Consider the following 15,677-nt stretch of genomic DNA (forward strand, 5'->3'; position numbering starts at 1 on the left):
CGTGAGCAAGTCTGCTGGGCGCCTGCGGAGGTTCGGTCGTCAGTCCGCACCTGGGCCGCAAAAGCTCAATGGCGCCCGAAAGGGCGGACGGAATTCCCGGGGCGGGGCGATCAAACTCCTGGGAAAGCTGTGGATCCCGCTGCTGATCATCGCGGTCCTCACCGCGGGCGGATTCACGGTGTCGCGGTTGCACGGGATATTCGGCTCCGAGAAGCGCCAGTCCTATGCCGACTCCAGAGTCAAAGACAGCAAGCCGTTTAACCCCAAGCATCTGAAGTACGAGGTCTTCGGCGCACCGGGGACCGTGGCCGACATCAGCTATTTCGACGTCAACGCCGACCCACAGCACATCAACGGCGTCACTCTGCCGTGGTCGATGGATCTCTCGACCACGCTGCCATCGATCGTGGGAAACGTAGTGGCACAAGGTGATAGCGATACGATCGGCTGCCGCATCATCGTCGATGGCACCGTTAAGTCCGAGAAGGTCTCCCACGAGGTGAACGCCTTCACGTACTGCGTGCTGACGGCGGCATGAGCGACGAAAACACCGGCACCGAGCGGCCCACGCGAGGTTTCATCGCGCGGTCGATCCACGCATTTTCGATTCTGATCATCCTGGCGTGGCTGGGTCTTGCCGTCTTCTTCACCATCGGCGTCCCTCCGCTCGAGGTTGTCGAGCAAGGACATTCGGTATCGCTGAACCCGACCGACGCCCCGTCCTTCAAGGCGATGGTGCGCCTCGGCCAGGACTTCAAAGAATCCAATTCCGGGGCGCTGGCGATGATCGTGCTGGAGGGGGACCAACCGCTCGGCCACGACGCCCACCAGTACTACGACGAGCTGGTGCGTCGGCTCGACGCTGATACCAAGCATGTTCAGCACGTCCAGAACTTCTGGGGAGATCCGGTCACCGCGGCCGCCGCGCAGAGTATCGACGGTAAGGCCGCCTATGTGCAGTTGAACCTCGGCGGTCTCCAAGGTGCTTCCGCGGGAGACGAATCGGTAGCGGCAGTCCGGGGCATCGTGGCCGGGCTGCCCGCGCCGCCCGGGCTCAAGGTGTATGTCACCGGCCCCGCTGCCACCGTCGCGGATATGAACAAGGCCGGTCAGGAGACGGTCACCACCATCACGCTGGCGAGCCTTTCCGTGATCTTCATTATGTTGCTGCTCGTCTATCGTTCGATCTTTACCGTCATTCTGTTGTTGTTGATGGTCGGGCTGCAGTTGACCGTATCCCGTGGAATGGTGGCATTTCTCGCCTATCACGGCTTCATCGGCCTCACCACCTTCGCCGTTAACCTGCTGGTGGCCGCCGTCATTGCCACCGGTACCGACTATGGAATTTTCTTCGTCGGGCGGTATCAGGAGGCGCGACAAGCGGGGGAAGATAAGGAAACGGCCTTCTATACCACTTTCAGCAGTGTCGCCAAGGTGGTTTTGGCGTCCGGCCTGACAATCGCGGGGGCCGTTCTCTGCCTGAGCTTTACCCGGCTCCCCTATTTCCAGCCGCTGGGCCTTCCCAACGCGGTGGGTATCGCCGTTGCCGTCCTGGTCGCCCTCACGCTGACACCGGCACTGATCGCAGTGGGGTCACGTTTCGGGCTGTTCGAGCCCAAACGGAAGATCCAGGTGCGCGGGTGGCGGCGAATCGGCACGGCGATCGTTCGCTGGCCTGCGCCCATCTTTATCTCCACATTGGCGATTGCGCTGATCGGGCTGTTGACCCTTCCCGGATACAACCCGAGTTACGACGACCAAAAGTTCATTCCCGACGACATCCCCGCCAGCATCGGCAATGCGGCCGCGGCGCGACATTTTCCCGAGTCGCGAATGATGATGCCGGAAATCCTTTTGGTAGAGGCCGATCACGACCTGCGCAATCCCACGGATATGTTGGTATTGAATCAACTAGCCAAGGGGATCCTCGCGGTCCCGGGCGTCTCTACCGTTCAGAGCGTGACTCGACCCGAGGGAACACCGCTCGCGCACACCAGCATTCCGTACATCATGAGCATGTCGCAATCGTCTCAGTTGACGAACATGGCGTTCCAAAAGGACCGCATGAACGACATGATGAAACAGGCCGAAGAAATGGCCAAAATGATTGCGTTGATGCAGCACATGCTGGGCCTGATGAAAGAGCTCGCCGCCACAACGCATGACATGGTGGGCCGGACGCATGAAATTCAGAAAGCCAACGCGGAATTGCGGGACCGCGTTTCGGACTTCGAAGACTTCTTCAGGCCATTCCGCAGTTATTTCTATTGGGAAAAGCATTGCTACGACGTTCCCGTCTGCTATGCAATCAGGTCTGTTTTCGATGCAATCGACGGCGTCGACGAGGTCAATGACAAGTTCAGCGAACTGGTCGCAGACCTTGACAAACTAGACTTTGTCTTGCCCCAGATACTCGTACAGATCCCGCAAATGATCGAAACGATGCAGAGCATGCGGACCATGATGCTGACAATGCACAGCACCATGGAAGGAACCATCGGTCAGATGGAGGTGAACGGCGGCCAAAACCCAAATGCGATGGGCCAGGCGTTCGACACCTCCAAGAATGACGACAGTTTCTACATCCCGCCGAGCATTATCGAAGGCTCGGACACCTTCAAGCGGGTCATGAAAATCTTCCTGTCGCCAGACGGAAAGAACGCCCGCATGCTGATTGCCCAAAAGGGCGACCCGGCGACGCCCGAGGGGCTTTCCCGCGTCGAACCGATCAGGACGGCCGCCGAGGAGGCGCTCAAGGGCACGCCATTAGAGGACGCCAAGGTTTACCTCACCGGAACCGCGGCGGTGGTAAAGGACTTGGTCGAAGGCGCTAAATTCGACCTTTTGATCGCGGGAGTCGCGGCCCTCTGTCTGATCTTCATCATCATGTTGATCATGACGCGCAGTTTTCTCGCCGCGCTGGTCATCGTGGGTACGGTATTGTTTTCACTGGGCGCCTCGTTCGGGATGTCCATCCTGGTTTGGCAGTATTTGCTTGGGCTGCAAATTCACTGGACTGTTCTGTCGATGTCGGTGATCGTGCTGCTGGCGGTGGGATCCGACTACAACTTGCTGCTGGTTTCCCGGATGAAAGAAGAATTGGCCGCCGGCATTCACACCGGCATCATCCGCGCGATGGCGGGTACCGGAAAGGTCGTGACCAATGCCGGCCTGGTGTTCGCGTTCACCATGGCGTCCATGGCAGTCAGCGACCTGCGCAGTATCGCCCAGCTGGGCACCACGATCGGGTTGGGCCTGATGTTCGACACCCTGGTGGTGCGCGCCTTCATGACACCCGCGGTCGCGGCGCTGCTGGGGCGCTGGTTCTGGTGGCCGCAACGGGTGCGCACCCGCCCCGCAAGCCAGATGCTGCGGCCGTTGGGGCCCCGCCCGTTGGTGCGCTCGTTGCTGCTGAAAGAAACGAGGTGAGGCGCGCATGACTACGGAACCGATAGCCAGTCAGCATGCCGCGCCCCCCGTGGAGAAGCCGTTCGTGGCACGGACGATCCGCAATCTTTCGGTGGTCTTCCTGCTGGGGTGGGTGGCGCTAACCCTGCTGGTCACTTTCGCGGTCCCGTCACTGGAGCGGGTCGGCCGGGAGCACTCCGTGCCATTGGCGCCGCAAGATGCGCCGGCGGTGCAGGCCATGATGCGCATGGGCAAGGTCTTCAAAGAGTCCGACTCGGACAGCTTCGTGATGCTCGTGATCGAGGGGCAACAGGAGCTCGGGGACAGCGCGCACAAGTACTACGACAAGTTGATGCGGCTGTTGAAGGCCGACACGAAACATGTTGAGCACGTTCAGGATTTGTGGGGCGACCGACTCACCGCGGCGGGCGCGCAAAGCCCCGACAGTAAGGCCGTCTACGTCCAGATGAACCTGGCCGGTAACCAGGGCACCACGCAGGGCCAAGATTCCATTGCTTCAGTGCGCAACATCATCGCGAAGAATCCGCCGCCCCAGGGCATCAAGGCTTACGTCACCGGTCCGTCAGCGCTGTTCTCGGACATGCAGGAGGCCGGTGACAGATCGATTCTGAAGATGACCGCGGTCGGCGCGGCGATCATTTTCGTGGTGCTGCTGTTCGTCTATCGGTCGATCATCACGGTGATTCTGTTGCTGATCACGGTCGGCGTCGAGGTACTCGCGGCCCGGGGGATCGTCGCGTTTCTGGGTGATCACAGCCTGGTCCAGCTGTCGACGTTCGCCGTCAACCTGCTGGTGGCCCTGACGATGGCGGCCGGCACCGACTACGGGATCTTCTTCTTCGGCCGATATCAAGAGGCACGACAGGCCGGCGAGGATCGAGAAACCGCCTACTACAACACCTTCCGCGGGGTCGTCCCCGTCGTGTTGGGTTCCGGCTTGACGATCGCCGGCGCCATGTTGTGCCTGAGCTTCACCCGGATGCCCATCTTCCAGACCATGGGTGTGCCGTGTGCGATCGGCTTGGTCATTTCCGTCGTGATCGCACTGACGTTGGTTCCCGCGGTATTGACCATCGGTGGCCGCTTCGGGTTGCTCGATCCCACCCGGGCGATCCGCTTCGGTCGGTGGCGCCGAATCGGTACGGCGATCGTCCGCTGGCCGGTGCCCATCCTCGTCGCGACCATCGCGGTCGCGCTGGTCGGTTTGGTCACGCTGCCGGGCTACCAGACGAGTTACAACAACCGGCTCTACATGCCCGACGACATTCCGGCCAACATCGGCTACGCCGCCGCCGACCGGCACTTCTCCCAGGCGCGGATGCTGCCCGAGATCCTGATGATCGAGTCCGACCACGACATGCGCAATCCGGCCGATTTCATCGTCCTGCACAGGCTGGCCAGAGCCATCTTCAAGGTGCCCGGAATCGCCCGGGTTCAAGGCATCACCCGGCCCGAGGGCACGCCGATCGAGCACACCTCGATCCCCTTCATGCTTGCCATGCAGAACTCGGCCCAAACGCAGAACATCAAATACATGAAGGCTCGCATGGACGACATGCTCGAGCAGGTCCACATGATGGACATCCAAATCGCTTCGATGACACGGCTTTACGAGTTCCAGAAGGAACTGACCGCTCTTACCCACGAGTCGATCAGCAAGACCTATGAGATGACCCAGCTTTTGTACGAGTTGAGAAATCACTTCGCGGACTTCGAGGATTTCCTCCGGCCGATCAAGAGCTACTTCTACTGGGAGAAGCACTGCTTCGACATCCCCATCTGCTGGTCGTTGCGGTCGATTTTTGACACGCTCGACGGGGTCGACGAGCTGAGCGACAAACTCGGCGACCTGCTGGTCGATCTCCACAAGATGGATCTGCTGCTGCCGCAACTGCTCGAGCAGTACCCGCAGTTGATCGCGTCCATGAAGTTCTTCAAGACGACGACGCTGACGATGCACAGCACCATGAGCGGGATCATCGGCCAGGTCGACGTCGACAACAAGGACGCCACCACGATGGGTCAAGCGTTCGACAATTCGAGGAATGACGATTCCTTCTATCTGCCTCCGGAGATTTTCAAGAACGCGGACTTCCAGAAGGCGATGAATCAATTCCTGTCGCCCGACGGGAAAGCGGCGCGGTTCATCATTTGCCACAAGGGCGACCCAGCATCCCCCGAAAGCGTGGACCGGGTCGACAGGATCAAGACGGCGGCCGAAGAGGCACTCAAGACAACACCGCTGGAAGACGCCAAGATCTACCTCGCCGGCACCGCCTCGACATTCAAGGACTTCAAAGACGGCTCGAAATTCGACCTCTTGATCGCCGGAATTGGCGCGCTCTGCCTGATTTTCACGATCATGCTGATCATCACCCGAAGTTTCGTGGCCGCAATGGTGATCGTCGGCACGGTTGCCCTTTCGCTGGGCTCGTCGTTCGGGCTTTCGGTGCTGATCTGGCAGTACATTCTCGGCATCAAGCTGTACTGGATGGTGCTGCCGATGTCGGTGATCGTCCTACTGGCGGTCGGGTCCGACTACAACTTGTTGTTGGTATCGCGCATGAAAGAGGAAATAGGCGCGGGTATCAATACCGGCATCATTCGCGCGATGGGTGGTACCGGAAAAGTCGTGACCAACGCGGGGCTGGTGTTCGCGTTCACGATGGCGTCGATGGCGTCCAGCGATTTGCGGATCATCGGCCAGGTCGGTACGACGATCGGCCTGGGCCTGCTCTTCGACACCCTGATCGTGCGCTCGTTCATGACGCCCTCCATCGCCACCCTGCTCGGACGATGGTTCTGGTGGCCGCAGGTCGTCCGACCGCGTCCGTCCAGTCAGATGCTGCGAACCGAAGGACCTCGTCCGGTGGTGCGTGCTTTGCTGGGTCAGGAGCATCCCGACGACGCGCCCACCGCCGAAATCCCAAGGCAATCGGTCTAGTTTGCCTCACCGATTTGCCGACAAACGCCGATCGCTTTGTTGAGAATTTGTCGATGTTTGCGCGCCTGACCAATTGGAGTTGCGATTGAATAGGCATCGACGGGGCAAACACCATCTACCGCGAATTCGACCAAGTGGCCGGGGCCATCATGAGATACTCCCTACTGTGTCTCCACTGGCAATCGAGGTCGCAGATCTCACAAAGACTTTCGGGGGAAACACGTCTGCGCTGTCCGGCGTGAGTTTCTCGGTTCCGGCCGGAACGGTGTGCGGCCTGCTCGGCCACAATGGCGCCGGAAAGACCACCACGATCAACATCCTGTCGACCCTGCTGCGCCCCACTTCCGGCCGCGCCACCGTTGCCGGATACGACGTCGTCCGCCAGCCCGCAAAAGTGCGGTCCAGCATCTCGATGACCGGACAATTCGTCGCGCTGGATTCGTTGCTCACCGCCCGGGAGAACCTGGTGCTGTTCGGCCGGATGCGCGGCCTGCATCGCCGTGAGGCCAAGGCCCGCGCCGACGAGCTGATCGAACGGTTCGACCTCGTCGCGGCCGCCGACCGCCACGTATCCACCTACTCAGGAGGCATGCAGCGGCGCGTCGACCTCGCCGGTGCCTTGATGGTGCTGCCGAAGGTGCTGTTCCTCGACGAGCCGACCGCCGGCCTTGATCCGCGCAGCCGCCGCGACGTCTGGGCGCTGGTGAGTTCGTTGGCCCAGCAAGGGATCACCGTGCTGCTGACCACGCAATATCTCGACGAGGCCGACATCCTCAGCGACTCGATCGTCGTCATCGACCAAGGCAAGGTGATCGCCAGTGGCACCGCCGAGGACCTCAAGCGCCGCGCCGGTACCGGCTATTGCCAAGTGAGTCCGGCGAATCCGGCCGACCTGCCCCAGGTGGCCACGGCGCTGACCGGACTCAACGGGATCGATGTCGACGGCGACACCAATTCGGTGTCGGTTCTTGCCCCCGACGGGGTGGCCACGCTGGCCGAGGTGTTTCGCCGGGTCGACGCGCTCGGCGTCGAACTCGCCGACATCTCACTGCGCAAACCCTCACTGGATGAGGCATTCCTGCACATCACCGAGCGGACCGCCGCCCGATCATGAGCGCTTTGGCCGCGCTGACCGAACGGTCGCTGGTGTCAGCGACGCGGGACGGCGAGATGATTTTCGAGGTGCTGTCACCGATCGCGTACCTGGCCGGCTTCAGCGTCGCCCTGCACGGCCTGATCGACACCGGCCCGGTGACCTACTCGCAGTATCTGGTGCCCGCGGTGGTCGTCCAGTCGATGATCTTCGTCGGACTGCTCACCGCGGACCGCGCGATCCGCGACCACCTCAGCGGCCTGGGCCTGCGGTTGCGGACGCAGCCGATCTCCGCGGCAACCCCCGTGACCGCCCGCATGGCCGCCACCCTCATCCGGGCGGTACTAGCACTTTTAGTGGCGCTGATCGCCGGCTATGCCTTCGGGTTCCGGATGACCGGCGGGCCGGCGTATGCGACGGCGTTCGTGCTGATCGCGTTGCTGCTGTGCCTGGCGGTCGGGCTGGGCGCCGACGCCCTGGGATCGAGTTCCAACAGCTTGCAGGGAGCCAGCTACATGCTGTTCGTCCCCCAGCTGCTGCTGTTCCTGCTGTCCACCGGAATCGCCCCCGAGAAGACATTCCCCGGCTGGCTGCGCCCGTGGGTGCGCAATCAGCCGGTTTCGCAGGTCGCCGAGACGCTGCGCGGCCTCGGCAGCGGGCACCTGGTGGCCAACAATCTGGTCATCAGCCTCGCCTGGTGTTTCGGTATAGTGCTGGTCTTCGGCGCCATCACGATGCGGATGCAGAGGCGCAGCGCATGACGTCGCATGCCGCGGACCAAGGCTCGTTGCTGAATCAGAGCTGGTTGCAAGCGATTCGACTGCTGATCCGGTGGCGGCGCGACCGTGCGGTGCTGATGGGTTCACTGCTCTTACCGGTCTTTCTGCTGCTGTTGTACCAAGTGGTGCTGGGTGAGCAGGTGCGCAAGGTCACCGGCGTCGACAGCCTCTATGGGCTGGTCCCGTTCTGCGCGGTGCTGTCCGCGCTGTTCGGCGCGTTGGGCAACGCGGTCGGCATCACGATGGACCGTCAGTCCGGATTGCTCAGCCGAATGTGGGTGCTCCCGGTACACCGGGCCAGCGCGCTGACCGGACGGCTCACCGCCGAGGCCGCCCGCACGCTCGTCGGCACGGTCCTGATCACCGCTCTCGGCGTGATGATGGGACTGCGCTTCAAGCACGGCGTGGCCGGGGCGCTGCTGTACATCCTGACTCCGTCGATCATGGTGGTCGGCTTCACGGCGCTGGTGATCGCGCTGGTCCTTCGCACCACCAGCCCCGCCGTGCTGACCTGGATCATGGGCGGCACCGTCACGCTGGCGTTCGTGAATCCGGGAACCACGCCGATCGGGATGTTCCCGGAGTGGCTTCGGCCGTTCGTCCGTTACCAGCCGATATCGCCGCCCATCGAGACGATGAGGTCACTGGCGTACGACGGTCCCATCGTGTGGCCGCTGGCGATGACCGTCCTCTGGACGGTGGCGATGCTCGTGGCGTTCGTCCCAGTGGGGTTGCGCGGTTACCGGATCTGCGCCGAGACCAGCAACCTGTAACTACGCCCCGGCATTGTCCGCCCGCGCCTTGGACGCGGCCTTGAATCGGGTGCGCCATGCCCGCACCGCTAACTGGCGGTTCTCCTTTTGCTTGAAGAACGACAGCATCCTGCCGCCGGTCTCCATCGCCCCCACCCAGAAGTACATCGGCAGCCGTTTTCTGAACTCCTTGTCCGTGCCCGTCCGCATGCTCAGGCCGGTCATGTCGTTGTAGTCGGCGACGACGATGTCCATGTACCGGATCGCGAGCGCCGGGTTGGAGAAGCAACGGATGTTGAAGTCCCAGTCGGCCCAGATCGGATAACGCAGGTTGTACGGGCCGATCCCGGCGAAAAGCGCGCGGCGATAGAAGATCGACTGGTGGCAGATGTTGGTCTCGAACTGCAGCCGGTCCAGGTCGAATGCCCCCGCATGTCGCGCGCCGGTCGAGCCCATGATCACGTCGCCGTACACCAGGTCGCAGGGTTCGTTGTCGCCGATGAACGCGGCCACGCTGGCCAGCGTATCCGCGTCGTGCAGTCTGTCGTCGGACCCGAAAAACAGTAACCAGGCCCCTGACGCCAGGCCGACCCCGCGGTTCATCGCGTCGTAGATGCCTTGATCTGGCTCGCTGTGGACGACCAAGCGTGAGCCGAAATCGGCGGCGAAGCCGTTCACGACGTCGAGTGTCCCGTCCGTCGAGGCCCCGTCCACCACGACCAGCTCGAAATCGGTGAACGTCTGCCGCAGCAGGCTCTCGGCACAGCCACCGACGTGCGCCGCCGCCTTCCAGGTGGGGACGATGATCGAGAACATCGGCCCGCTCATCCGAGACTCACGATCTTCGACATAAGGGCTCCCGGTGCAGCGTTGCTAGGCAATGTGATCCTCGCGGAAAAAGATGCCGTCGGCCTGCAGCATTCGGCCGTTACGAATATCGGTGAAGCAGGGCAACATCCCGGTCAGGGTGAAGCCCAGCGAATATGCCAAGTCCAGCGCCTCGCGGATCAGCATCCCACCTTCATACAACGGTAGGAACGAAAGTTCGAGTTGCATGCCGATACAGCGATCGGTCACCGTCGCCGTGCTCCCGGCGAGCACCTGTTTCTCGAACCCCTGCACGTCGATCTTGAGAAATATCCGATCCGTCGGGCGCAGAATCTCGGGCACCACGGTATCGAGCCGGTGAATCGGAACCTCTTCGGCACCAACATAATTTGCTGCCGGAAAGACATCCTGATGACTTTTCAGCATCGGCAGGACGGAGCTGCTTTCACCGGAGTTGCCCGCGACATTGATCGAGATCGTCCCATCGACATCGCCGAGTGATGCCGGCGGCACTCCCACAGCGGGTCCTTCGCTGCGTTGCTCTGCAAATCGGAGAATGGGCCCGCCAACGGTTCGAACGAGACCAGACGCCCCTGGTAGCCCCGCTTGCGCAGGCCCATGGCGTACTGACCGGAGTTGGCGCCCACATCGAGAACGACGTCTACCTGACGTGATTTGAGCTGGTTGACGAACTGGCGCTTCCAGGCCCGCTCAGAAAAGTAGCGTGGCACTTCGAGGGAGACGCCACGCGCGATCAAGCGGGCATTGTCCAACAAAGGCACTGCCTCACACTAACATGCCGACACCCGCGGGCGGCCCGGATTTGCCAAAGCTATCCGGCCGGCGTTTGTCACCTTGCTAATCAGTTCAGGCGCAACGCATCTGATTCGAGGAACCAGGCATACATCTTTTTCAGACCGGCTTCGATGCTCACCGAAGGCCGCCATCCGAGCGCCGTGAGGTTGGTGTTGTCCATGATCTTGCGTGGCGTGCCATCCGGGCGGGAGTGGTCGAACTCGACGCGCCCCTCGAACTCGACGATCGATTTCATCAACAGTGCCAGGTCTCGAATTGAAATCTCTTCGCCCGAGCCAACATTGATCATCCCGCCATCGTCATAAGAACGCAGCAGCAGGACGCACGCATCGCCGAGGTCGTCGGCGTCGATCAGCTCCCGCAACGGCGAGCCACTCCCCCAGACCACAACCTCGTCGGCGCCGGCCAGTTTCGCCTCGTGGAACCGGCGCATCATGCCGGCCACCACGTGGGAGTGCTCCGGATGGAAATTGTCGCCGACGCCATAGACATTTGACGGCATCACCGTAAATGCGTTGAAGCCGTACTGCTTTCGATAAGCGTCGCACATCGTCTTGCCCGCGATTTTTGCGATCGCATAGGGCAGGTTGGTCTCCTCCAACGGACCCGTCAGCAGCGCATCCTCACGAATCGGTTGCACGGCATCTCTCGGGTAGATGCAACTCGAACCCAGGAAGAGCAGCTTCTGCGCGCCATGCCGATACGCGGCGTCGATGACATTCGTCTGGATCTTCAGGTTCTCCCGGATGAAGTCCGCGCCGTAGGTCGCATTCGCAACGATTCCACCGACCTTCGCCGCCGCGAGGACGACGTACTGAGGACGCTGCGCGGCAAAGAAATCCTCGACCGCCGCAGGGTCGTCGAGTGGCAATTCGCCGTGGGTGCGGGTCACGACGTCGGTGAAGCCTTCGCTGACCAGCCGGCGCGTGATCGCGGAGCCCACCATCCCGCGGTGACCAGCGACATATACCCGCGAACCTAGATCCATTGGCACCTCACAACAGTTCGTTGGTCACGGCGTCGCTACCGTATCGAAGGTACCAAGCGGCGGTGCGCTTCAGCCCCTCGTCCAGGCCGACGACCGGCTGATAGCCGAGTCCCCGCATCTTCGAAATGTCGGGGCATCGGCGCGGGGTACCGCCCTCGGCATCCTCGGTCGGACTGATCTCCACCTCGATCCCCACCGCCTTCGCCACCCGGCCGGCCAGATCCCGGATGGACACCTCTTCGTCATTGCCGATGTGGAAAACTTCGCGGTGGCCCCCGTTCTCGTACATGGTGAGCACGCCATCGACGATGTCGTCGACGTAGCAGAACGCCCGCGTCTGGGTGCCGTCACCCTGGATCTCGAACCGCGCCGGTCCTTGCGATGTCTCGTCACGGGCCGTGCGGGCCCTGGCGATGAATTGCGGGATCACGTGCTTGTAGCCCATGTCGGGGCCGTACACGTTGTGCGGGCGAAACACCTGAACCTTGCGGTAGTGGTCTTGCGCGTAGTCGAATGCGATCAACTCGCTGACGATCTTGGACCCGCCGTACGAGTACCTCGGATTCAGGCTATCCGGCAGCATCAGTGGAATCGTCTCCGGTGTAGGCACCACCGAGGGCGTCTGATACACCTCCGCGCTGGACGCCACCACCAGATCCGGCACGCCGGCGTTGCGCCCGGCGTTGACGACGGCCAAGGCACCGCGTAATCCCACGTCCAGCACCAACTCTGGGCGCTTGTAGAAGTTTTCGGTGCCATTGATCGCCGCGAGATGCATGACCACCTCGGCGCCGGAGAACGCCCGCTCAAGCGCGTCCTGGTCGCGGACGTCGCAGCTGAAGAGCTCGATATCGCCGGCCACTTCGGCCAGGCGGCCGGCCTCGCCGCGCACCATCGTGTCGACGACGGCGACGTCCCAGCCGTCACGCACCAAACGCCTGACCAGATAGGCGCCGATGAACCCGCCGCCACCTGTCACCACGACGCGAGTACTCATCACACCTCCAGCCTGCTGTTGCCGACCGCGAAGTACGAGTTGCCCAGCTCCGATGCTGGCAAGTGGCTGAAGTGATTCCAGTAGTCGAACACGAAGCCGTCGGGAGCGATGAACTCGCTGATCGTGCGCGGCGAAATTCTGCCAAGCTCAGGATGATTGTTGGCGATGATCACCACCGACGCTCCGCTCACGGCGTCGCCGAGTCGATCGAATGCATGCTCGTCGGGGAAGGCCGCCTCCAGGTGCTCGGTCGTGATGACCGGGTCGAACAACCGGATTTCGGCGTCCGGATGAGCCTTCTTCACTTCGTCGAGCACCTTGATGGACATCGACCCCCGGAGGTCATCGGTAGCGGGAATGCCCTTAAAGGCCATGCCCAGCAACGCTATTCGTAACGGCGCGGCAAGATTGCGCCGGGCGACCTCGTCGCTGATGAAGTTGACTGTTTCGGCCGGCTGTCGCTCGTTGACGAGCCGGCCCGCGACGGTGATCTCCAGTTCGATTCCGCGGGTACGCGCGCTCTGCAGCAGGATGTGCGGATCCTTCTCCAGGCACGGCCCGCCCACCAGGCCCGGCAGCGGGACGTTGGTCCGCTGGTATCCCAACTTCCCGGACGAGATCACCTCGTGCGCATTGACCGCGAACGCATCGCACAACCGCGCCACTTCGTTTGCGAACGCGAAATGCACGTCACGGTAAGTATTGTCGACGAGCTTGATGATTTCGGCGGCCTCCGGCGTCGACACCTGGACGATGGAGTTGGTCAGCCGGCGGAAGATGGCCGCGGCACGGTCGCTGACGGCGGGCTCGTCGGCGCCCACGATCTGCGGCAATTCGCGAAGTTCTTGCAGTGCTCGACCTTCCAGTGTTCGCTCCGGGCACATGGCGATGTCGAAGTTCTTGCCGGACTGCGCGAGAATGGGCGAAACCACATCGCGCGTGGTTCCGACTTTCACCGTGGACCGCAGGATCACCAGTGCGCCATCGCTCATGTTCGCGGTGACCTCGCGGCTGGCCGCCTCGATCATGTCGGTACGGACGAGTCCTTCGCTGGACAGCGGCGTCCCGACCGTGATGATGTACGCGTCGCACACCGCATCTGGACTGAGTTGCCCGACGGCCACCAGGCTGCCCGACCCGACGACTCGGGACAGGGCTTCCTGCAGTCCGGTCTCGGAAAAATGTGGGATACCGGCATTGGTCTGTTCGACCACCTCTGGCCGCTTCTCCACGCCGATCACTTTGTTGCCAGCCTCGGCCAGCACCGTCGCGAGCGTTAGCCCAACGTAGCCAAGGCCGATGACGCCCACGTCATAATGCGAAACTGGCTGACCCATGGTCCCTCCCGACAGTCGATATGCCAATCATTGCCGACCCGGCCGGATCTGCGGCGCGAAATGCTCTGCAAGCACGGCGTCGACATGCAATACACATCTCCTTCGTCCTTGCCCTGCAACCCACCGCACCCGGTAGTGTGCCACCCAATGGGTCTGGGCTGTCCGGCGGCAGTTGAAGTCCCTGCTTTGCTTCGTTTCGCGCAGAACCGAGGAGATTGCAGATGAATCGACCCGAGAAATCGCGACGCGGTCCGGTCACCGCGGTCCGGGAAGGGTTTGGGGCCGTCACCGGACAATCCCCGCGTACCATCGTCCTCGGCACGATCCTGCTGGCGACGGCGGTTTCGGTGTTCACGGGTTTTGTTCTCACGCAATACTTCGCGATCGATGTCATTTCTTCTTTGCTCGCTTTCCCTTACGCCGATTGCTACCTCGACTGGGGCACGAACATCGGCCGGCACTGCTTCAGCGACTACGCATTCGAAGTGATGTACGGCATGCGGGCCAATCCGTGGGAGCCCTTCGACATATTCGTCCAACCGGACTACCACCAACTGGCGGTCAATAACTACCCGGCGGCCGGCATGCTTCCGCAGGTGGCTTTTGGGCTGGTGGGCAAATTATTGGGCGCGCCTGTCCTGGGGCTGTTGGGCTACCTGCTCGCCCTGACTGTCGCGGTGCTTTCGCCCGCGGTATGGGCGGCCCGGGGCGCTCAGGGCCTCGAGCGGATTGTGGTTTTCGTGGCCTGTGGCGCCGCGGCGATCCCGGTGTGGTCCGTGATCGACCGGGCAAACTCGGTGGGTTTCATCGCTCCGATCGGCCTGGTGTTCCTGATCGCCCTGGTTCGGCAACGCTGGGGACTCGTCGCGGCAATGGTCATCCTCGCCGCGCTGCTCAAGCCGCAATTCGTGATACTGGCCATCGTGCTGTTGGCTGCCCGGCAGTGGCGGTGGGGCGGCATCGCGCTGGGCGGCGCGGTCGTTTTGAATGTCGCCGCATATTTGTTCTGGCCGCAACACTTTCCGCACAACATCGTGCAATCGGCGGCCGGCGTTCTCGGCTACGGCGCGGGCAGCCTCAGCGCCGTCGCGACCACGAACGTCTCGTTCAGCCGATCACTGCTGTTGGCACCCGACATTCTGATGTTCTTGCAAACCGGCGGCAAAATGCCCGACGGCTACCTGGCCGGTCCGCGCTCGATGATCGGATACGTCATCCTCGTCCTGGTCGTCGTCGCCGTGCTGGCGCTGGGACGACGCATCCCGCCCGTCCTGGCGGGCATCGTGCTGCTGGTGACCGCGGCCCTGTTCCCGATGGTCAGCATCAGCTACTACTTCGTGTTCGCCCTGCCGATCGCGGCGCTGCTGGTGCGGGATCCGGCCGGGCCGCCGGGCACCGGGATCCTGGACCGGCTCGCAACCGTCGCCGGCCACCATCGCACGGTCGGCATCTGGCTGAGCCTGGCCACGGCGCTCACCCTCGCGACGATCGCGCTGCCGAGCCCGCCGATGCAGGTCCTGCTGTACCGCAAGGACGGCCCGCCGATCCAGGAGCTCACGGTGCTCACCACGGCGACGCTGGTGCCGATGCTGTGGCTGGTGACACTGGTGATCATCCTCGTCACCTACGCTCGCAAGCCGGACGCGGCCACAGACGCCGACGCGGCATCCGAGTCACCGGTGGCGGCCACCACCACGTCCTGAACCTCCCCGGC

At 62.5% G+C, this 15,677-nt stretch carries 11 protein-coding genes and 1 pseudogene; 7 read left to right on the top strand and 5 right to left on the bottom strand.

Going from position 1 to position 15,677, the window contains the following annotated elements; genetic code table 11:
* Positions 1–118: 118 nt before the first annotated feature.
* From G6N54_RS05600 to G6N54_RS05625, 6 genes are all read left to right on the top strand, one after another.
* Positions 119–538: an MmpS family protein gene (locus tag G6N54_RS05600; protein WP_163794533.1), complete on the top strand. Its 420-nt coding sequence runs from the start codon at positions 119–121 to the stop codon at positions 536–538.
* Positions 535–3,429 carry an MMPL/RND family transporter gene (locus tag G6N54_RS05605; protein WP_163788919.1) on the top strand — a complete coding sequence of 965 codons (2,895 nt, stop codon included), beginning with the start codon at positions 535–537 and terminating at the stop codon, positions 3,427–3,429. The genes G6N54_RS05600 and G6N54_RS05605 overlap by 4 nt, the downstream gene beginning before the upstream one ends.
* A gap of 7 nt (positions 3,430–3,436) precedes the next feature.
* A complete protein-coding gene (locus G6N54_RS05610; protein ID WP_163788920.1) occupies positions 3,437–6,373 on the top strand; it encodes an MMPL/RND family transporter in 2,937 nt (978 codons plus the stop codon).
* Positions 6,374–6,539: 166 nt separating this feature from the next.
* A complete protein-coding gene (locus tag G6N54_RS05615) occupies positions 6,540–7,487 on the top strand; it encodes an ATP-binding cassette domain-containing protein (RefSeq protein WP_163788921.1) in 948 nt (315 codons plus the stop codon).
* A complete protein-coding gene (locus G6N54_RS05620) occupies positions 7,484–8,227 on the top strand; it encodes an ABC transporter permease (protein ID WP_163788922.1) in 744 nt (247 codons plus the stop codon). Before G6N54_RS05615 ends, G6N54_RS05620 begins: the two co-directional genes overlap by 4 nt.
* A complete protein-coding gene (locus G6N54_RS05625; RefSeq protein WP_163788923.1) occupies positions 8,224–9,018 on the top strand; it encodes an ABC transporter permease in 795 nt (264 codons plus the stop codon). The genes G6N54_RS05620 and G6N54_RS05625 overlap by 4 nt, the downstream gene beginning before the upstream one ends.
* Here G6N54_RS05625 and G6N54_RS05630 read toward each other — a convergent pair whose 3' ends face one another.
* The 5 genes and pseudogenes from G6N54_RS05630 to G6N54_RS05650 all read right to left on the bottom strand — a co-directional run bounded on the left by G6N54_RS05630 (position 9,019) and on the right by G6N54_RS05650 (position 13,963).
* Positions 9,019–9,813, bottom strand: coding sequence for a glycosyltransferase family 2 protein (locus G6N54_RS05630; RefSeq protein ID WP_269475878.1), 795 nt, complete (start codon positions 9,811–9,813; stop codon positions 9,019–9,021).
* A 57-nt stretch (positions 9,814–9,870) separates the two neighbouring features.
* Positions 9,871–10,607, bottom strand: a pseudogene (locus G6N54_RS05635) (FkbM family methyltransferase).
* An 80-nt stretch (positions 10,608–10,687) separates the two neighbouring features.
* Positions 10,688–11,629 (bottom strand): GDP-L-fucose synthase family protein, encoded by a 942-nt coding sequence (locus G6N54_RS05640; protein ID WP_163788925.1) that lies wholly within the window; start codon positions 11,627–11,629, stop codon positions 10,688–10,690.
* A 7-nt stretch (positions 11,630–11,636) separates the two neighbouring features.
* The gene (locus tag G6N54_RS05645; RefSeq protein ID WP_163788926.1) at positions 11,637–12,626 is read right to left on the bottom strand and encodes an NAD-dependent epimerase/dehydratase family protein; all 990 of its coding nucleotides are present in this window, start codon (positions 12,624–12,626) and stop codon (positions 11,637–11,639) included.
* Entirely contained in the window at positions 12,626–13,963 is a 1,338-nt protein-coding gene (locus tag G6N54_RS05650; RefSeq protein WP_163788927.1) for a nucleotide sugar dehydrogenase, read from the bottom strand. The genes G6N54_RS05645 and G6N54_RS05650 overlap by 1 nt, the downstream gene beginning before the upstream one ends.
* A 221-nt stretch (positions 13,964–14,184) precedes the next feature.
* On the opposite strand from G6N54_RS05650, the gene G6N54_RS05655 reads away from it, so the two are divergent.
* Complete coding sequence (locus G6N54_RS05655; protein WP_163788928.1) at positions 14,185–15,666, top strand: hypothetical protein; 1,482 nt, start codon at positions 14,185–14,187, stop codon at positions 15,664–15,666.
* The last annotated feature ends 11 nt before the right edge of the window (positions 15,667–15,677 follow it).

The organism is Mycobacterium stomatepiae (genome assembly GCF_010731715.1).
In the GTDB taxonomy this organism is placed as follows: Bacteria; Actinomycetota; Actinomycetes; order Mycobacteriales; family Mycobacteriaceae; genus Mycobacterium; species Mycobacterium stomatepiae.